General features: G+C 38.6%; 18 protein-coding genes. 14 read left to right on the top strand and 4 right to left on the bottom strand.

What is annotated here, in order from left to right; all coding sequences use genetic code 11:
- Nucleotides 1-257: 257 nt before the first annotated feature.
- Nucleotides 258-719, top strand: a complete 462-nt coding sequence (locus SLP02_RS05160) for an acyltransferase family protein (protein ID WP_319419580.1) — start codon at nt 258-260, stop codon at nt 717-719.
- 54 nt (nt 720-773) lie between these two features.
- Here the strand turns inward: SLP02_RS05160 and SLP02_RS05155 are convergent, their stop codons facing one another.
- Entirely contained in the window at nt 774-3,506 is a 2,733-nt protein-coding gene (locus SLP02_RS05155) for a UPF0182 family membrane protein (protein ID WP_319419579.1), read from the bottom strand.
- Between the two features lie 794 nt (nt 3,507-4,300).
- Here SLP02_RS05155 and SLP02_RS05150 point away from each other — a divergent pair.
- From SLP02_RS05150 to SLP02_RS05120, 7 genes are all read left to right on the top strand, one after another.
- Entirely contained in the window at nt 4,301-5,488 is a 1,188-nt protein-coding gene (locus tag SLP02_RS05150; RefSeq protein WP_319419578.1) for a glycosyltransferase family 2 protein, read from the top strand.
- Nucleotides 5,485-6,426 (top strand): glycosyltransferase, encoded by a 942-nt coding sequence (locus SLP02_RS05145; RefSeq protein ID WP_319419577.1) that lies wholly within the window; start codon nt 5,485-5,487, stop codon nt 6,424-6,426. Before SLP02_RS05150 ends, SLP02_RS05145 begins: the two co-directional genes overlap by 4 nt.
- A 29-nt stretch (nt 6,427-6,455) precedes the next feature.
- A complete protein-coding gene (locus tag SLP02_RS05140) occupies nt 6,456-7,418 on the top strand; it encodes a sulfotransferase family protein (RefSeq protein WP_319419576.1) in 963 nt (320 codons plus the stop codon).
- 69 nt (nt 7,419-7,487) lie between these two features.
- Nucleotides 7,488-8,492 (top strand): lysylphosphatidylglycerol synthase transmembrane domain-containing protein, encoded by a 1,005-nt coding sequence (locus SLP02_RS05135; protein WP_319419575.1) that lies wholly within the window; start codon nt 7,488-7,490, stop codon nt 8,490-8,492.
- Nucleotides 8,493-8,704: 212 nt separating this feature from the next.
- Nucleotides 8,705-10,315, top strand: a complete 1,611-nt coding sequence (locus tag SLP02_RS05130) for a glycosyltransferase family protein (RefSeq protein ID WP_319419574.1) — start codon at nt 8,705-8,707, stop codon at nt 10,313-10,315.
- A 22-nt stretch (nt 10,316-10,337) separates the two neighbouring features.
- The gene (locus tag SLP02_RS05125) at nt 10,338-11,882 is read left to right on the top strand and encodes a hypothetical protein (RefSeq protein WP_319419573.1); all 1,545 of its coding nucleotides are present in this window, start codon (nt 10,338-10,340) and stop codon (nt 11,880-11,882) included.
- Nucleotides 11,883-12,053: 171 nt separating this feature from the next.
- Nucleotides 12,054-13,511, top strand: coding sequence for a hypothetical protein (locus SLP02_RS05120; RefSeq protein WP_319419572.1), 1,458 nt, complete (start codon nt 12,054-12,056; stop codon nt 13,509-13,511).
- Nucleotides 13,512-13,697: 186 nt separating this feature from the next.
- Here the strand turns inward: SLP02_RS05120 and SLP02_RS05115 are convergent, their stop codons facing one another.
- The 3 genes from SLP02_RS05115 to SLP02_RS05105 form a co-directional block, all read right to left on the bottom strand.
- Nucleotides 13,698-14,972 (bottom strand): glycosyltransferase, encoded by a 1,275-nt coding sequence (locus tag SLP02_RS05115; RefSeq protein WP_413467335.1) that lies wholly within the window; start codon nt 14,970-14,972, stop codon nt 13,698-13,700.
- A 326-nt stretch (nt 14,973-15,298) separates the two neighbouring features.
- The gene (dut, locus tag SLP02_RS05110; RefSeq protein WP_319419570.1) at nt 15,299-15,733 is read right to left on the bottom strand and encodes a dUTP diphosphatase; all 435 of its coding nucleotides are present in this window, start codon (nt 15,731-15,733) and stop codon (nt 15,299-15,301) included.
- A gap of 31 nt (nt 15,734-15,764) precedes the next feature.
- Nucleotides 15,765-16,184 (bottom strand): hypothetical protein, encoded by a 420-nt coding sequence (locus SLP02_RS05105; protein WP_319419569.1) that lies wholly within the window; start codon nt 16,182-16,184, stop codon nt 15,765-15,767.
- Nucleotides 16,185-16,671: 487 nt separating this feature from the next.
- On the opposite strand from SLP02_RS05105, the gene ureA reads away from it, so the two are divergent.
- From ureA to SLP02_RS05075, 6 genes are all read left to right on the top strand, one after another.
- On the top strand, nt 16,672-16,974 hold the full coding sequence (gene ureA, locus SLP02_RS05100) for an urease subunit gamma (RefSeq protein WP_319423655.1): 303 nt from the start codon (nt 16,672-16,674) through the stop codon (nt 16,972-16,974).
- 128 nt (nt 16,975-17,102) lie between these two features.
- On the top strand, nt 17,103-17,411 hold the full coding sequence (gene ureB, locus SLP02_RS05095) for an urease subunit beta (RefSeq protein WP_319419568.1): 309 nt from the start codon (nt 17,103-17,105) through the stop codon (nt 17,409-17,411).
- A 28-nt stretch (nt 17,412-17,439) separates the two neighbouring features.
- Entirely contained in the window at nt 17,440-18,078 is a 639-nt protein-coding gene (ureG, locus tag SLP02_RS05090; RefSeq protein ID WP_319419567.1) for an urease accessory protein UreG, read from the top strand.
- 7 nt (nt 18,079-18,085) lie between these two features.
- Entirely contained in the window at nt 18,086-18,922 is an 837-nt protein-coding gene (locus SLP02_RS05085) for an urease accessory protein UreD (RefSeq protein ID WP_319419566.1), read from the top strand.
- 3 nt (nt 18,923-18,925) lie between these two features.
- Nucleotides 18,926-19,462: an urease accessory protein UreE gene (locus SLP02_RS05080; protein WP_319419565.1), complete on the top strand. Its 537-nt coding sequence runs from the start codon at nt 18,926-18,928 to the stop codon at nt 19,460-19,462.
- Nucleotides 19,459-20,157, top strand: a complete 699-nt coding sequence (locus tag SLP02_RS05075; RefSeq protein ID WP_319419564.1) for an urease accessory protein UreF — start codon at nt 19,459-19,461, stop codon at nt 20,155-20,157. The genes SLP02_RS05080 and SLP02_RS05075 overlap by 4 nt, the downstream gene beginning before the upstream one ends.
- Nucleotides 20,158-20,223: the final 66 nt, after the last annotated feature.

Raw genomic sequence — 20,223 nt, 5'->3', positions numbered from 1 at the left:
ACTAGTCCTTTATAACTAATATTTCAGATATTCGACATAAAAAAATTCTACTTGAAGAGGGGTTAATTTTTTTTAATGTCTGGATCTGCTCTATAGCCACAACATAAAGTAAAAAGCTGAAATGATTTCTTTTAATCATCAGGAACTGAGAGCAGCGATCGCTTTCTTGTCATTGACGATACGCCCAAATCGAGAAAAAAGCACTTATAGTTTGGAAGCACAGAAGAATATGTTCAAGATATAACTGCTTTACATATATGAGGAATGACATTGAATCATTAAGGATTATTAGTGCCTTAGGAATTGTTTGGTTTCATTCAGGAAACTTACCTGGACGAGAGATTGCTTATGGTGGATTAATCTTTTTTATTATTATTTCATCCTATTTTGCTACTATATCTAACCGTCAGAACAAGCCTTTAGAAAGAATAAAAAGGCTAATTGTTCCCTGCCTTATCTGGACTATCCCCTACAGTTTGTTAAATTTTGTGAGACTTGGGCAAATTTGTCCTGAAAATTACAGTTTTGTAAGCTGCATTTTTTCGACTCCATCACCACATCTTTGGTATTTACCCTATATGTGTATTGTCTTGATTTTAATCGATCGCGCTAAACTTATTTTTTCCCAAAGTACTCTGGGATTGTTTTCTGGAGCAATGGCAGTCATCCTGATGATGTTGTTCACGACGGTAATCAAGATTTGCCTGTTGGCATCCTAAAAAGCATTTTAAGAGATGCTGGTCTGCCAACAGAAGATATTGGTTAATATTTAATCAATTTGATTTTTGTAAAATATCCTGTAGCTGTTGTTGATAGCGTCCATATTCTACCCAGTTTCCTTCTTGTAAAGCTTGTTGAGCTTGCTGATATATTTCTAATGCAGATTGCTGGGGAGGATCTACTGTAGCAGGATTTATGGAGGGATTTAATTGGGTGGGGACTTGTTTAAATACCGCAGCTAGAGATTGACTTAGAGAGGGAGTCATAACGATTTGTTTGTCGTAGGAGACGATAATGCGGGTGAGTTCGGGTAACTGACCTTTGGCAGCGCGAAGATATAAAGGTTGGACATAAAGTATTGAACCATCAATGGGAATGACCAGAATATCTCCTCTAATTACCCTAGAACCTGTTTGACTCCACAGGGTTATTTGTTGGGCAATTTCAGGATCTTGATCGATTCTGGCTGCGATCTGAAAAGGACCATATACTAATTCTTGTTTAGGAAATTCATAAAGGCTAAGTTTGCCGTAATTATCGCCATCCGAACGAGCAGCCATCCAGGCGATCATATTATCGCGGTTGACGGGAGTAAAAGGGAGAACTAAGGAAAATTCTTCTTTAGTTTCTTCTGGTAACTTCATGATTAGATAATCAGGTTCAACCTGCTGTTGTTGATCATTATAAAGTTCGGTAGCAAAACGCCAGTCGTCTTCACGGTTATAGAATACTTGAGGATCTTCCATGTGATAGCTCAAGTACATCCTAGCTTGAACTTTAAATAAATCTTGGGGATAACGAAAATGAGCCTGAATTTCTGGAGGAATAGTATCTTTGCCCTTAAATAGATTGGGAAATATCTTGCGGTAGGTGTTTAAGACAGGCTCGTTTTCATCGACAACGTAAAACTGCATTGTGCCATCTTTGGCATCCACAACTACTTTAGCGGGACTACGAACGTAGTTAATATTTTTATCGGTGATTAATTCTGTTTTTTGTTCATGAGCCACGGCCTCGGAATAGGGATAGCGATCGCTTGTAGTATAGGCATCAATAATCCAATTGAGTCTACCGTTTACCACCACCATATAGGGGTCATTGTCGAATTGCAGAAAAGGAGCAACATGGCGCACTCGCTCTGATATTTGTCGGTGATAGTGGATGCGAGAATTTGGGGTGAAGTAATTAGAAATGAGAATTTTTAAACTGCCTTGGTCATAGGCGTATGCCAGCTTACGTAACCAATTACCAATGGGGACACCACCTACACCATCGTATTTTGTAAAGGCATTTTCATCTCCACGGGGATAGTCAAACTCGGCGGTGTTCATTCCCGTATAGATATAGTCTTGAGTCAACTCACCATAGTAAATACCTGGCTCTTTAATTGCTAAATCTGTTTGGGAGACGGGAGGAATGTTTTTGACAAATAAGACTGGCAGACCATCGGTAGTGACTTCATTGACGGGGTTCATGACTAAGCCATAACCATGAGTATACTTGAGTCGGCGATTGACCCAAGTTTTGGCAGAGGAGGGAACTTGACTATAATCAAATTCTCTAGGAGAAAGCATTATCTGACGATAATCGCCATTGAGGGTGTAGCGATCGACATCAACATCAAGGAATCTATAGTAAAAACGGATTTCCTGTAGCTGTCTGTAGGTAGTTAGTAAGGGGCGATAGTCCCACAGGGGAATATTATCAATGGTGGCTTGGTTTTCTTGCTGAACATTAGGATTAGAGTTGCCTGCTAAATTTAGTTGGTAATCTTTTGTATCGATCTTGTCTAAGTCATAAGCCGAGCGCGTAAACTCAATATTATGCTTAATATAGGGCATCTCCTTGGCTAATTCGTTGGGTTCGACCACAAAACGCTGCTGCAACTCAGGATAGATCCCATTAAAAAGAATTAGAACTACGGCGTATATACCAATACCGTATACGGGAAGTTGGAGTTTATCAGACCAGGTAGAAATAATTAACCATAGCCCTAATAACACCGAAGCGATAATCATCACCCAAAATGCCAGCAAGCGAGCATGGGTACTGGTATAGTCTGCACCCCAAACTACGCCTTGAGAAGAATAGAGTAGTTCATAACGCTCTAGCCAAAAATCAACGGCAATATCAAGAGCGATCGCTGCCAGTAAAAAACTCAGATGAACCTTGATTGGTTTAGTTAAGAGCTTTTGCCAATTGTCCTCAACGATTAAGCTTTTCCATTGCCAATCAAAGCGAATAGTTCCTTTAAATACATAAACTAAGGCTGCTAAGATTGAGCCTGAAATCAACAGGGTAAGAAAGCAATTTTCTAAATTGTCTAAAAGAGGTAAACGGAATAAATAGAAGCCAATATCTTTTTGGTAGATTGGATCGAGACGATTAAACTTAGAGGCATGGAAAAATTGCAGAATCTGTTCCCAATATGCTGCGCTAAGATTAGCAATAGTTAGAGAAGTTAAGAAAATAAGCAGCGTGGCGGTGTAGTTAGCAATCTTGGCTGTATAAGGTTCAAATTCATTAGATTCTAGAAATCTAAACCTGCGATCGCCTGTAAATTTCAACGCTAGCCAATAATTAAAGCCTAAAAACCCTACAAAAACCGTAAAAGTGACTAGCCAAATAGCTACTTGCCAAATAATACGCTGCCAAAAAATCGACTCAAAACCTACTGCTGCAAACCACCAAGACTCGGTTAATAAGTGGACTGCGGTAGAAACTAAGGTAAGAATTGCGATCGCTATAAATATCAGCGTGACGATTATCTTTTGCTTAAATTGCATTGAAGAATGTTGTTGCTCAATAGTTAGTTATTGATTAAAATCTATGCCTAGTCGATTGGGTAGATTTAGTAAGAGGTGAGTTAAACATCAACTATCAACAGGTAGTTCAGTTTTATTGCTTATTAATGCGCCAATGCTAAACATATCTCTAAATCAGAATCATCATATTTTATATTTTATTGCTCAATTTTTCTAATCTACATTGCCTGTGTACACAACTATATTTTTTATAGCAACGTCCAGATTCTCTTTTATTTCCTTTGGGTAGATCTACAACTGTCAAAAAGAGCAGAAGAAAAAATTTGCTCCAGTTTATAGACTGATTTAATCTCAATCATTACCGCAAATTAACTTAAATTTCATTCACCAGACTTTTACACTAATTAGGTACTTTATTAAGAGAAGCTTAATTACTATCTCAAACTTATTCATTACCCGATTTTTTTACTTTTTGTGTTGAAAAACCTTTTTACCAAAATGACAATGAATCTCATTGATAAAAGCATTTTGACCTGGGCAAATGTAAAAGTCTTGATTAGATTAGCTCTTATTCTAATTAGATATAAACTGTACTGATTTTATAACAAACTCTATTGTTTACTACAAACCTTGTCTAACAAGCCTTTGCAAACAAATACTTCAATTAATTACTTTTTTGTATTTACTAGTTATCTCATATTTTATTTTTTTGAGTTTAGCTATTAAATCAAGTGCATTGAAACAACGAGTATTTACCAGGGAAATTGTCAGTTCAGTCTAAGATTTTTTAATAATTATCACCAAGGGGATTAATCATGTTGGGTAACGTAAGCACAAGAGAAACACCAGTTAGTGGACGTATAAATCGTATTGAGCAAGCCAATGCGATCGAAGTTTCCATTATTATGCCCTGCTTGAATGAAGCAGAAACCCTAGAAACTTGCATTAAAAAAGCTCAGCGTTTTATTGCTGAAAACGACCTTGCAGGAGAAGTAATTATCGCTGACAACGGTAGCGACGATGGCTCTCAAGAAATTGCCAGAAGACTTAATGCCAGAGTAGTTAATATCCCTACAAAAGGATATGGTAGCGCGCTCAAAGGTGGCATTGAAGCGGCTAAAGGTAAGTACATCATTATGGGTGATGCCGACGATAGCTATGACTTTAGCAATCTCAATCCTTTTGTCAAAAAGTTACGTAATGGTTATGACCTAGTAATGGGTAACCGCTTTAAAGGTGGTATCGAATCAGGCGCAATGCCTTTTCTTCACCGCTATTTAGGAAATCCCGTCTTAACTGGTATTGGTAAGCTTTTGTTTAATAGTCCCTGTGACGACTTCCACTGTGGTTTAAGAGGTTTTCGCAAGGATGCAATTACTAATTTAGATTTGCAAACTACAGGCATGGAATTTGCCAGCGAGATGGTTGTCAAAGCTACTCTCTATAAAATGCAGATTGCCGAAGTGCCTACTACTCTATCACCCGATGGTCGTAGTCGCCCTCCTCACCTTAATACTTGGCGGGATGGTTGGAGACATCTACGTTTCTTATTAATGTATAGCCCTCGCTGGTTGTTTTTCTATCCTGGTATCTTTTTGATTTTGGGTGGTTTGCTAGCAACTCTATCCCTTTTGCCAAGTCCCAAAGTGCATAGCCTGCTATATTCCTCCACGGCAATGACTATTGGTTTTCAAATTGTCACGTTTGCTTTGTTTACTAAAGTATTTGGCATTAGTGAAGGACTATTACCTGAAGATAGACGCTTAAACAGACTGTTAAAATACCTCAACCTTGAAACAGGTTTGATCGCTGGTTGCGCTCTCTTTTTAATAGGTACAGCAGCCTCAGTATATGCCTTTGGTATTTGGGGAGAAAATAATTTTGGTTCACTAAACCCCACTGAAACCATGCCTATTATCATTCCTGGGGTAACCTGTTTAGCTTTGGGTATCCAAACAATCTTCTCTAGCTTTTTCTTAAGCATTTTAGGATTAAAACGATGATTCAAGAGCCTTGGTTATCGGTAATTGTTCCTACCTACAACGGTAGTAAGTATTTAGCAGCAGCACTTGATTCTATATTGATGCAGCAAGATCCTGAACTAGAATGTGTTGTTATTGATGATGGCTCGACAGACAATACCTTAGATATTGTTGAGAGCTTCAAGGATAAGCTCAATATCAAGCTGATTACTAAGGCCAGACAGGGTAACTGGGTAGTTAATACTAACCATGCTCTTTCTGTAGCCAGAGGAAAATATGCCTGTTTTCTGCATCAGGATGATCTTTGGCTGCAAGGACGTTTGAACGCTATTAAAAAAGCGATCGCCACTTATCCCCAAGCCAGTCTTTACCTCCATGACTCAATATTTATCGATCGAGAAGGTAAACCCCTGGGTCTTTGGCAATGTCCCCTCAAAGATAGCCAAGTAGTATCTGCTCAAGAAATGATCCTGAAGCTGGTAATTCAAAACTTTATTGCCATCCCTTCTCCCGTCTTTAATCGCCAAGCTGCTCTTGATTTAGGTGGACTAAATAACGAGCTTTGGTATACCGCCGACTGGGACTTTTGGCTCAAGCTTGCTTCAGCGGGAGAAACTTACCATATTTCTCAACCTCTAGCAGCTTTTAGGGTACATGGTGATTCTCAAACCATTCGTCGAAGCTCTAGCGTAGCCGAGTTTCGTCAACAGATGCGCTCGGTAGTAGACAAATATCTTCAGTCACAATCAGCCAGTCAAGTTGCCAAAGTAGCCTTCTTCTCCACAGAGGTCAACACTACCTTAGCAGCAATGGTTCATGGTGAATCGACTCAGCTATTTAAGCTAGCTACTGATTTTGTTTTATTAGGTCCTCTGGGATGGCGCAGATATTGGCAAGATTCTCGGATTCAAGAGCGAGTATCTGCCAGACTGAAAGCGAAACTACAGACCCAAACATAAGCTTTTCTACTCATAACTTGTCAAAATCCATGAAGCCTAATTTATTTATCGTCGGTCAACCAAAATCTGGTACAACGGCTTTACATCAGTTTTTAGGACAGCATCCTGAGATCTTTATGTCGAGTATCAAAGAGCCACATTTTTTTTGCTCTGACTTTCATTTAGAAAGCGATCGCTTTTATGGCAAACGGCGTTTTTTTGACTTTAGAAGTGAGTCGGCTTATCTACAGCTTTTTGCACGGACAGACGAAGCGAAAATTGTCGGGGAATCTTCGACTAACTATCTCTATTCTCAGGTAGCAGCAGAGAAGATTCACAATTTTAATCCCGATGCTAGAATAATTATTATTCTGCGTGAACCAGCTAAATATCTTTATTCTCTTCACAGCCACTACGTCAAGTTTACAGAAGAAAACGAGCCAGACTTTCTGACCGCTTTGGCAAAGGAAGAAGAGCGTAAACAGGAAAAGTATCCTAGTCCTAGAGTTACCAGCCCTAGCTATCTTTACTACGATCAAAGAGTTAAATATTATCAGCAGGTAAAAAGATATTGCGATCGCTTTAAACCAGAGCAAATCAAAATAGTAATTTTTGAGGAATTTAAGTCAGAAAATGAGCGTATCTATCGAGAAATTTTAGAATTTCTCGGCGTAAATCCCAGCTTTACTCCCGAATATGGTGCAGTTAATGTCAACAAAGAAGTTAAGTTTCAGGCAATCAACAATTTAGTTAATAATCCTCTGGTTAAAAACATTTCCAAAAACCTGCTTTCTCAAGAATTTAATGATTTTATACGGGATAATATCGTCGAAAGGTTCTTTTGGCATCAAGCACCCAAAGCTAGTATGCCTGAAGCAATCAAACTTAAATTAATGCAGCAATATCAGCCAGAGGTTGCCAAGATATCGGCACTAACTGGCTTAGACTTAGAAGCTAAATGGGGATACGATATAGCCGTTGCTCAAAGCGGTCTTGATTCTAAGTTAAAGTAATATTTGAGTGTTTAATTTAATCGCAGTGCAGTTTTTGTCAATAGCCAAATATTAACTAATAAAAGACAAATGTTAACTAAGAAAAACGTTATATCTAGTATCTTATCGCTGGGTCTAGGATTTTTCTTAATCTGGTTGATTCTGCGCTTTACCAATGTAGATGTAGAGGAAGTTGTTAATACTTTTTACAGCTTAAATCCTCTTTATGCTGGACTGGCAATTACGGCATTAATCGTACATACTTTTTTATCGGCATATAAATGGGGTCTTGTTACCCAAAAGCTTACTCCTGAAAGCAAACAGCCTCTAAAGTTTTATTTTTTTTACACAACTTTAGGTTCATTGACCATGCAGTTTATGCCTCAATATCTGGGCATGGTGATGGTACAAAACCTAGCTTTAAGAGTTCATAAAGTTAGTTCAATTTCTAAGGGTTTTTTATTAGTTGTTTACGATCAATTTTTTAATTTTTTAATTCCTTTCTTGCTTTTTCCCGCTGCAATTCTTTTTGTTCTCAAATACATCTCTTTATCTGTAGCGGTTTGGATGTGGATTGCCACTATTATTGCGGTTCATTTTGCGATCAATAGATGGCATCGTCGCCTAATAACTTTTGTGATTAAGGCTTTGACTTGGGTTAAAAAACTTAAGCCAGGCAAAGCCAAAGCTGCTAACCAGCCTGCTGTAGAAACAGAAAAAGATTCTGTTTTAGGCAAAGACTTTACCCTCTATCTTTATTGGATTTCGGTAGTTCGCTATATTGTCTGGATTGTTAGGGGAATTTTTATTGCGATCGCAGGAGGCTTTAAAATTAAGCTTTGGGCAGTAGCGTTTGTTTCCCCCATTGTGCAGTTGGCAATGCTACTCAGCTTTACCCCAGCTAATTTGGGACTAATGGAATTTAGCTGGATTGGTTTATTAAGACTATTTGATGTACCAGACGCTATGGCAGTTCAATTTTCTCTGATGCAAAGATTTCTTTACATCGTTGCGGTAGTAATTGTCTTAGCCGTGTTTGCAGTGGTTGCTTTAGTTGAGCGATTTGCTCTATTTACACCAAAGGAAAACCAATAATCAATTATCAAACTCGCGCCTTCCCAAGCCAGTCCGTTGGGCGGGTTTCCCGACTTGAAGGAACTGCTGAACCCTTTAGGGGGTCGCTCGTCAATTATCAATTATCAGCAATATTGCACATAAATTCTTTCAGTTATAGATGATATGAATACTAGTGGGGCGATTGTTCCTCATGCTCATCCTTTATCCCTCATCCCTTAAAATCATTACCGATGTTGAATTTAGTTAGTAAAAAAGAACAATCAAAGTCATACAAGCTAGAAAAAGTAGCAAGTATAGGAATAGAGACAATCTTATATTTAGTTGTTATACCCTTAGTTATTTCTCTTTTCCTCAAGGCAATCATTGATATTGATAACAACTACGATCCTGGCTGGTATCATTTACCTTTTGCTGGCAGAATTTGGGGCATTTTGCCTAGAGAAATGTTTCTGGGAGATGAAAAATGGTTTGAACCGCGATTTGATGGTTTTCCTTTGTTGGCGCACTTTTTGCAAGGTTTCTTTTGGAAAATCACAGGACGAATTCAATCAACTAACTTAGTTGGTTTTTTGAGTATTATTGGCTATTTCTTTTTTCTTAGAGTTTATTTTAAAGTTCCTTTTTATTTATCGGCGATCGCTTTATTGTCGATTCCTTTAGTTTTGACTAACGCTACCACTAGCTATGTGGATTTATTTGGGAATGTTGGTACATCTATTTTGGTAATGATGACCTATAGCTTTTATAAAAATAAGCAATTACCAAATTTCCAAGAATTACTGATTGCCTTTATCGGTGCGGCGATCGCTGTTAATACTAAAACTCAGCTACAGCCTTTAGTTTTATTTATTTTAATTTTTACCATTTCTAGACTTGCTTGGCTTTATTGGCAACAAAAACCAGCAGCCAAACAAATAGTCAAAACTCTGCTAGTTACTTTACTGGCGATCGTAATTATTTATGCGAGTCCAGTCAAAAACACAGTTGTCTACGCTAATCCTCTTTATCCCATCAAAATTCAGGTAGCGGGAATTGTACTAAACCATAAGCTAGATCCAGAAGCTTTTGAAGAAAGCAATCGTCAAATAAACTGGATTACTTCAGTACTAGAAATAAATGCGCCTTATTTTTGGAAACCAGATCAATGGAGCGATTTTCCTGAAAGAAATCGGCGTGGAGGCTTCTTTGGAGCTTATGTAGTATTTAATTTACTGCTGCTGGCAGGATTTCTGCTTAGAGAAATGACTTTCAATAAATATCTGTTAATTAATAGAAACAGAACTGACTTTACACAATTAAAAACTGAACAAGGCAATTTGGCTAAATCTAGAGAGGCTATCGTTGCTTTTTTGACGCTACTTGTTATTTCTATAGTTCCTTTGAATTTTCCTCAATCTCATGAACTGAGATACTTTATGTACTGGATGATCTGTTTGGTATCTCTCAACCTTTATCTAATTTCTTTGCCCAAAAATAGACAGCTTTTAGGACGATGGCTACAGCCAACATATATGGGATTAGTCTATGTTGTTTTCCTAATCATAGTCTTAGTCAAAATCGGTAGCTTCTACGCCAGACCATTGTTTTTGTCCTTAGACAAATACGTTGTCCATGGGGCTAAATCAGAATTTATCGAACAAATAAAGCCTAATGAACAGGTTTGTTTGTTAGCTAGACATATGGGAGAAGATACTCAAACCGCACCTACAGCATCTTTAAAGTATGCCTTTATTTATAGCTCTTACTTTCATCCTGAATTAGATTATGATTACTCGATTCAAACGGCGTTTGATCCCCAAGCCTGTGGCGATCGCCCTAGGATACCAAGTAATTTAAAGTAGCCATTCTGGTAAGAGGTGAGCAGTGCAGAAAAATAAGAGGCAAGTATTAGAAATAATTCTCAGTGCGATCGCCATAGTCGTGGCGACATCAATATTTCTCAAAGCCATTATGGATATTGACAGTAACTATGATGTTGGTTGGTATCAACTGCCTTTTGCTGCCAGAATTTGGGGTATAGTTCCAGAAAAGTCTTTTATCTCAGAATCTCTTTTTGAATATCGCTATGATGGTTTTCCTTTGTTGGCGAATTTTTTTCAGGGCTTTCTCTGGAAAATTACAGGGCGAATTCAGTCCACGAATCTAGTTGGCTATCTAAGTCTGATTATTTATTTTCTTTTTCTAAGAAGCTACTTCCAAGTCCGTCTATATCTGTCAGCGATCGCGCTCTTTACCATTCCTGTGGTACTGATTCATGCTGCTACTAGCTTTGTAGATTTGCCAGGAAACATTGGGGTTTCGGTCGTGATGCTGATGACCTATCGATTTTTTAAGCAGTCTGAATTACCCAACAGAAATGAACTGCTAGTTACCTTTTTAGGTGCAGCAGCAGCAGCAAATATCAAACCTCAACTACAGCCATTAGTATTTTTACTTTACTGGATAGTCGGAATTAGATTGGTTTGGCTGTACTTTAAACATAGTAAATCTGGTCAACGCCGACTGTGGCTAACTGTGCCTCTAGCGATAGTCGCTTCAGGCTTAATCTTTGCCACCCCAATTAAAAACGTTGCTTTCTATGGCAATCCCTTTTACCCGATCAAAATTGAAGTTGCAGGAATTGTTTTAAACCATAAACTGACTCCTGAAACCTATAGTGAAGGAAATAGACCTCAGAAATGGCTGCAATCAATCTTGGAAATTAATACTCCTAATTGGTCGGCGGATCAATGGAATGGTGGTGATAAAAAGTATCTAGATCGAGCAGGGGGATTTTTTGGTGCTTACGTAGTGTTTAACCTGTTGCTACTATTGAGTTTAACTATTCGTGAGCAATTAAAAAACAAGCGATCGCCGACTCAAGATAAATCTGTCAATGCTACTACTGCACTTGTAGTAATGCTGCTGGTGTCTTTTGTACCTGCAAATTTTCCTCAATCCCACGAGTTGCGCTACTTCATGTTTTGGATGATTACTTTAGTCTCTTTAAACTTGTGCGTTGTTACCTCGTTACAAAATCAAAGCTCAAAATGGTTGCAGCCAAAGTACCTAGGTTTAGTTTGTTTATTGTTTATGGCGATCGCCTTTACCAAAATTACACCTTATTACCTCAAACCAAGCTTTTCATCATTAGACAAGTTTGTAGTTAGAATCGCCAAGCCAGAGCTTTTAGAGCAGATGACACCTAATAAGCGCACCTGTATAATTGCTCGTCATGCCATCCCCAATCCAAAAAGCGTGCCTTATGCTCAAATTCAAAACGTTTTTTATTACAGTTCTTATTTTCATCCTGAAATCAAATATGACTATGCTATCAAAGTTGCGCTAAATCCTAAAGACTGTGGTGATTTGAAAGTAATTCCCCCCAATGCTCAAGAGTTTATCGATCGACAAATTGATAATCAATAAAGGGGTTTTGCCTCAGCTTTTAGCTTTTAGCTTTTAGCTTTTCAGAAATTTTTATATTGGTTATGCATATCTAGGGGCTAAAGCTAAAAAAGTAATAAACCTTACCGCTGGTAGCGTGATGATAGGTACGGGTATTGTTTTAATAGCAAAAACTTGATAAGGCTTACAGCTATGAACTTGAATGTTAGAAACAAAACTTCTAAGCCTCAAAAATCACGACTGAGGCTAGAAACTGTTTTAAAAGCGATCGCTTGTATTTTAACTATCTCTGTATTTCTCAAAGGAATGATTGATGTTGACGGTACTTTTGATACCTGGGGTTATCATCTGCCTTATGCTGCGAGAATTTGGGGCATTGTCCCAGCAGAGCAGTTTATCAATATGGAAGAGAGATTTCGCGGTTTTCCTCTGCTAGGCGAGTTTTTTCAGGGTTTTTTGTGGTTAATTACTCAAAGAGTCCAAAGTGCCAACTTAGTCGGGTTTTTTAGCTTAGTTTTATATAGCTATTTTCTTAAGCGTTATTTCCAGGTTGCTTATTATCTATCGGCGATCGCTTTTTTAGCCGTGCCTTTAATTCAGGCTCATGCGGTCAATAGCTATGTAGATCTGATTGCTAATATATTTTTGGCAATGATCATTATGATGGCTTATCTACTTTTCAAGCAGCGAGATTTACCCAGTATCAGAGATTTATTAATTATCTTTTTGGCTGGGGTTGGTTCATCAAACTGTAAACCGCAGCTAGAGCCTTTAGTGTTTATTGCTTTAGTATTTATTGCCTTCAGAATTGTCTGGTTGCGATTACATCATTCCTCGAATAAACAACAGCTAATTTCTTGGATATTTAAAGCAATTCCTCTGGCTTTACTGGCTTCTCTGTTGATCTTTGCCACCCCAATCAAAAATACCCTAATTCACGGTAATCCTTTTTACCCCGTCAGAATCGAACTTGCAGGCAAAGTACTCAATCATGCCTTACCGATGTATGATGATGCCCCAGGCTATTTAGCTAATGCACCAAGGGCGCAACGGTGGCTTTATTCTATTATTGAAGTAAAACCTGCTTACTGGAATCACGATCAATACAGTCAAAATCCAGACCGCAACCGTATGGGAGGTTTCTTTGGTGCTTATGTATTGTTCCAAGTCTTATTATTGATTTATCTAATTGCCAGAAATCGCAACCGCAATAATTACACGGCAGGAATAGTAGTAGGAGTAATGTCTCTGGTTGCTGCCAATTTCCCTCAGTCCCATGAATTAAGGTACTTTATGTACTGGATGATAGTTTTAATTTCTCTTAATTTATACTTAGTTACTAATTATCAAGATCGATTAATTAATCTTCGTCGTCTAGGATCGATCTCTTTAATTGCCCTAATTATTGTTGGTATCAAGACAAGTTTTGTCTATCTTTACCCCAACTTTAATACACTGGCTGCATTCAAAGAAAAAAAAATCATCCCTGAAATCATGGCTCAAATCGAGCCAGGAGATAAAATTTGTCTACCAAAACTATATCCTTATGCTTTTGCTTATACTCCTTGGTTTCATCCAGAGCTTGGCTACACTTATAAGGTTCGCTCAGGTTTTCTCGATCCCTGTGCTAAATCAGAAAAAATATTATAGGAACAGCTTAATAATTATCATCGGCGACACAGGTATCTTACCTTTAATGCCGTTATGTAACTCGTTTTTAAAGAAATACTATGTGATATCTTATAGTTTATAAATACGTTGATAAAGGTCACAGATTGCTTTACCCTAAACGGGCGGAGTAATCTATGACCTTCATTGAACTACACTGCTATTTAACTACACTGCGGGATTGAATAATCCTAGTTCTTCGTACAGCTTATTCAATTCCGATAGGTACTGCTGATCCAACTGGTTAGCAACACCATCCCAACTAAATTTAGCTTCAACTCTTTCTCTGGCATTAGTTCCTAATTGTTTATGCCATTGAGGATTAGCAAGAATAGAGTCGATCGCTTGAGCAAATGCTGCTTCATCTTGGGGAGGTACAAGTAATCCTGTAACTTCATCAGCTACAGAAAACTTCAAGCCACCTACCTTGGAAGCAACTACAGGAGTCCGCGAAGCCATAGCTTCAATTGCTACCAAGCCAAAAGGTTCGTAATGACTAGGAACAACGCAAATATCCGCAGCAGCATAATAAGCTGCTAAGTCTTCGTGCTGAACTCGACCAACAAATGTAGTTATGTCTTCAATGTCCAATTCATGAACGATATTGGCAATACGCTCTTTTTCTAGACCATCACTTTCTCCTGGAGTAAAACCGCCAACGATCATTAACTTAAGATTTTTGTGACGTTTAACCTCATCTTTGGCAACTGCTCTAACTAAAGTTTCTATGCCTTTACGTTGGTCAAAGCGTCCTGCATACATTACCACCTTATCATCTGGGTTAATGCCAAGTTTAGCTCTGCCGTTGTCGCAATCAATACTACCAAAGCAATCTATGTTAGTACCACAAGGAATAACTGTGATGTTACCTTGTTGAGATACTAATGTTTGCATATGTTTTTGTTCTTGGGGAGAAGTAGCAATGATCGTATCTGCTGTCTCTAAACATTGCTTTTCAACGCGCAGACGGGTCTTGGCAATTAAAGGAATGGTCTTAATTGAGCGATATTTTACTGCTCCCAAAGAATGGTATGTATGTAAATGTCTAACGGTTTGAAGTTTTTTAATCTCCATTCCCACCCAAGCAGAGAGCCAATAGTTAGTGTGAATAAGGGGGTAAATAGTTTGATGTTGATGCTGAAAATCAAAAAATGCAGTAACGAATTCAGGTAAGTAATCAAATATTTTTTGTCTGGGTACAAATTCTTGAGGTCCTGCCGTCAAACGTATCGTACGACAATTAGGACTATGATCGACAATTTCTGCCTGAGACTCATCGCTGCGACGAGTGAACATATCTACCTGCCAACCCTGACGAGCTAAGGCTTCTCCCACTTCTCTAACGTAAACATTTTGTCCGCCAGCTTCTTCTTTGCCAATGTCTATGGCAGGATCGCCGTGAACAGAAACCAGAGCAACTTTTCCTCTATTTTTGGGTAACATAACCGTGGAGTTATTTTTCTTAATCAAAAAGTATAGTTTGTGTTAACTAGCCCATTTTATAAAGATACTTTTTATCAGGCATCTCTCCTACGTTATAAATCCCTAGATATAGTTTTCAGGTTTATCTTAATTATTTTTTAAGAATTATAAAAAATAGCCGAAAAACTTCACTATCTATCTTTTTTTACCTTAGGCAATTGCCTTACAAATACTAAGAAAAAAACCTTTAGATAAGCTTTGTTAGTTGTTTATATGCAATGCAAGCCTTTTTGCACCATTTAGGCTAGACAAGCATAAATAAATTTTTCAACAGTGAATATATTTTATTATTCCATTCCTCCAGTTGAGCCAAAACCATTATTGCCTCTGGTAGTCACGTTTAGGTGATTAGCTATCATTAATTTTGCTTGAATAAATGAAGAAATGACCATTTGTGCGATTTTCATACCTGGAACTACTTTAAATCTGTTTTTTCCATGATTAATTAAAACAATGCCAATTTCCCCTCTATATCCTGCATCAATTGTGCCAGGAGAATTTAAGACCGTAATTGAATGTTTGAGTGCTAATCCACTACGAGGACGTATTTGTGCTTCAGTATTGGGAGGTAGAGCGATCGCAATTCCTGTATTAATTAATTGAGCTTCTGCTGGTAATATTTCTACTTCTTCAATAGAAAATAAATCTAATCCTGCATCCCCTGGATAAGCATAATAAGGAATAATTGCTGCTGGATGGAGTTTTATAATTTCAATATTCATATATACTTTATTAGCGATCGACAATACCTAATTAATTTCCAGAGTCGACATTATCAAAAGCTTTAGGATATAGTTGGCCTTGGTAAATAATCTTATAATTAGATAAAATCTTTAAAGTAGGGGGGGTTGGGCTAGAATCATCCGATGTGGTGATAGGAAAAGAATAGACATAAGTAAAGTTTTTATTTTGCCAACCAGTCTCACATATTCCATTGCGACAGATCATTTTGCCTCCAGTCAAATTAATACAGTTACACTTTTGATCGCATCCATAATAGCTAAGGTTTCCTGTCCCATTTCTGCCAGTAAAAGACTGTTCATTGCCTACTGAAATCGTCCATTCTTTATTGCTTAATACTCCTAATACTCCTCCCTCAACAGGAATTGACCAACTAAAGCAGATAAACAAAATACTTAGACAAAATATGCAGCTTTTTTTGAAGATATTCATTTCAATTAAATACAAAACCAATAATTTTGAAAATTATACCCTAATTCACCAACGCCTCAGAAAGAAGGGAATGTGTCGCACTTGTCAAAAGCTGGCCAGACCCCAAGATGTATTTTATTAATCCTCTAAAGCTGATTTAATCGTTTTGCGATCGCTTTGAAGTTAAACCGAGACACGATTCGCGGTGGTATTTTTGACCACAACGGTATTTTAGTAGGGGCAGCATTAAATCTCTTGCAAAAATAAATTAGGAATTAAAATTAACCCCTTTCCCCTTTCCCCTTTCCCTAAACCAAACCGAAATTTATGGGACTTATGCAAGAGGTCTATTAGCTACTTTTGGACTTTCGGGTAAAATCGGCTGGAATATCTGGTGGGCGATCGCTATTATTATTTTCTCTGCCCTAACTACAGTTACGATCGATTTTGGTGTCTGGTGGGCTATCCTCTGCTACTATGGCAATCAATTGTTAAATATAAAATATCTATGCAATTATCGCCACAAGAAAAAGACAAACTAATGATTTTTACGGCTGGTTTACTTGCTCAACAGCGTAAGGAAAAAGGGCTTAAACTAAATTATCCCGAAGCAGTAGCGTACATTTCTGCTGCTATTTTAGAAGGTGCTAGAGAAGGTAGGGCGGTGGCTGAATTGATGAGTTACGGTAAAACTCTTTTAAAACAGGACGAGGTAATGGAAGGGATACCAGAAATGGTTGATGAAGTGCAGGTAGAAGCAACCTTTCCTGATGGTACTAAATTGGTTACGGTACACAATCCTATTCAATGAACAATTATCAATTACTAAAATTTCTGCCTTGCAACATAAACACAATAAATGAGAAAGCTGATAGCCGATAGCTAATAGCCCGAACAGTATTATTGACTATTTTAAACGTTTAACTAACAGCGATACTTATGATTCCAGGAGAAATAATTACCCAATCAGGGGAAATTGAATTAAACGCAGGACGAGAAACGATGCAGGTTCAGGTAGCCAATACAGGCGATCGCCCGATTCAAATAGGTTCTCATTTTCATTTTTATGAAGTAAATGAAGCTTTGCAATTCGACCGCGAACCAACTAAAGGGATGCGTTTAAATATTCCCGCAGGTACGGCGGTGAGATTTGAACCAGGGGATGAAAAAGAAGTCGAGTTGGTAGCGATTGCAGGTAGTCGGGAAATATACGGTTTTAATGCCTTAGTCGAGCAAAAATTAGATTAAACAAAAACCGAAATCGGGAGATTAAACTATGCCAACAGCAGCAAGACTGGGAATAGGTGGCCCTGTAGGTAGTGGTAAAACTGCTTTAGTAGAGAGTATTGTTCCCCTGTTAAAGAAGCAAGGTATCGAGGTAGCGATCGTCACCAACGACTTGCTAACCACTGAAGATGCAGACCGTCTTAAAAGCGGAGGAATTTTACCAAGCGATCGCATAATCGGCGTAGAAACTGGTAGCTGTCCCCACACGGCGATCAGAGAAGACCCCACCATGAATCTTTTAGCAGTGCAGGATTTGGAAATACTCTATCCTAATTTGGATTTGATTCTGATTGAGAGTGGGGGCGATAATCTTGCTTCTACTTTTAGCTACGATTTAGTAGATGCTTATATTTTTGTAATTGATGTAGGGGCAGGAGATGATATTCCGCGTAAGAATGGCCCTGGTTTCGTTCAGGCTGACTTAGTGGTAATTAATAAAATCGATATTGCCCCTTATGTAGGTGCAGACTTGAATTTAATTCGCCAGCAAGCCCCAGTACACCGCCGAGGTAAAGCGATTGCATATACCAATTGTAAAACTGGTGAGGGATTGGATCAGGTAATTGGTTTTATTGAAGAGGCGGTGCTATTTCGTAGCCCATCGTCGGTAATAAGTATTGCCAACTGATAAAAAGATGGGGAGAGATAATTTAGAAATAAGACTGAAATGCGATCGCCTGGGTAAAACTGTAGTTACTCATCAGTATATGACTTATCCTTGGCGTTTGTCTGGTGTATTTCGTTTGGATGCTGCTGAGGAGCAACGCGCTTATCTTTATATTACCAACACATCGCCTGGGTTACTGGCTGGAGACAACTTGGGTTTATCTTTACAGCTAGAAGCGGGGGCTAGTCTCTATCTTACCGATCAAGCTGCTACTAAGGTTCACCCTATGCCCATAGCGGGTACGAAGGCGACAGTTGACTTAAACATGGCAGTGGAAGCGGGAGCAAGTTTAGAGTTCGTACCAGAACCACTAATTTTGTTTGCCGATGCTGCATTGGAACAAACTACTCGCATTCAACTTCACGAGGGCGCAGAACTTTTTTGGAGCGAGATTGTTCTTCCAGGACGGCTGGCTAGAGGAGAGTGTTATCAATTCCGCCACTATTTCAGCCGTTTAGAGATTACCACCGCCGTAGGAGAACTAGGGTTTAGAGATACTATCCACCTAGAAGGAAAGCATAATCTTTTTAAGCATAGCGATCTATTTGCCTCTAAGCCCGTACTGGCTAATTTAATCATAGTCCAACCACACGCAGATCTTGAGCTACTTAGTAAAAATCTTGAAGATATCGAAGCCGCTAATCCCGACTTGGTTGTAGCTAGTTCTGTCTTACCTGAAAATAAAGGTTTACTGGTTCGCGCTTTGGCTAGTAAAACTTTAGTCATCAAAAAGTACATTAAATATGCTTTAAACTGTGTTCGCTATTCGGGCGATCGCTCTAGCTTACCTTATATTCCCAAGTAATAAATGATCAATAAAACTACCGAAATAGCACAAACTTATTTAGGTAATCTCACAGAAGATACTAACCTAGCCCAAAGGGTGAAATCGGTTCGCGATCTAAATCAGTGTTTGGAAGTATATTTGAGTCAAACCGATAGCCCAAAAGGCAGAATTCAGGCTCAATCTACCTCTGGTATAACTGTAGGTATTATTAAAAGTCGAGATTGGTCGCTGCGTCAAGAAGATGTATTTGTCACTGAATCTGGTAACTTATTAGTGATTCACCTGCAAGAGCAAAGATTAATGGTACTCAGTTTTACCGAACCTGTAGCAGATCGCGCTATAAAACTGGTGCATCTAGGTCACGTTTTGGGCAATCATCACTGGCCAATCATAATCGGCAAGAACAAAATCTATCTTCAACCAGTAGTAGATCCAGCCGTAATTGAAGCAACTATTAAAGATTTTCAAATTCCTGGCTTGAGAATAAATTATGAATCGCGATCGCCCCAACAGCATCTCCATTTTTCCCACCATACCCATCGCCATCACAGCCAATGATTCAATCTCAGATCTCCCAACAACTTGCTTTGATGCAGTTATCTGATTCTTTTTTCCCAACGGGTTCTTTTACCCTCTCTCACGGACTAGAAACCCTAGTTCAAACTGGCAAAATTCAGTCAGTACGAGAATTGCAGATTTTTTTGCAGCTATTGTTACGTAACAAGGTAGGAATGACTGATATAGTAGCACTCATTTACGGTCATCGCGGGAGTAAAGACGGCAACATGGAGGCAGTAAGACAAGCCGATAGGCAACTATTCGTGCAAACTGCGATTGCCAAAAATAGAGAAACTCAGCGTCAAAGCGGACGAGCTTTGCTAATGGTGGCTAGTTCTACTTGGCAAGATAAACGATTAGAAATTCTCAATAGAGAGGCTGCTGCGGGGAAAATACACTGTTTGCATCCAGTTGTGTTTGGCGCAGTTGCTGCGATCGCCAGTTTGAGCGAACGAGATGCGGTATTGGCTTTTTTGCATGGTTTGGTTACCAGTATTTTGAGCGCAGCTATTCGTTTGAGTCTTGTAGGACACATCCAAACACAGCAAGTTTTACTTCAGCTAGCACCAGATATTGAGGCAGTTTGGTCAACTGCTGCATCGATGAAGCTAGAGCAAATGTGGTCTTGTACTCCGTCGATCGACATCGCTCAAATGCAGCATTCAAAATTAGCTCAAAGATTATTTGCTAATTAGTCAACGAAGTATGAAGGCAGAAGTATGAAGGCAGAAGGCAGAAGTAATGCCTTTCTTCATATCTCA

The sequence above is a fragment of the Pleurocapsa sp. FMAR1 genome, assembly GCF_963665995.1.
Lineage (GTDB): Bacteria > Cyanobacteriota > Cyanobacteriia > Cyanobacteriales > Xenococcaceae > Waterburya.
Note: the sequence above shows the minus strand (reverse complement) of the source record. Positions and strands in the feature narration are given on the sequence as shown.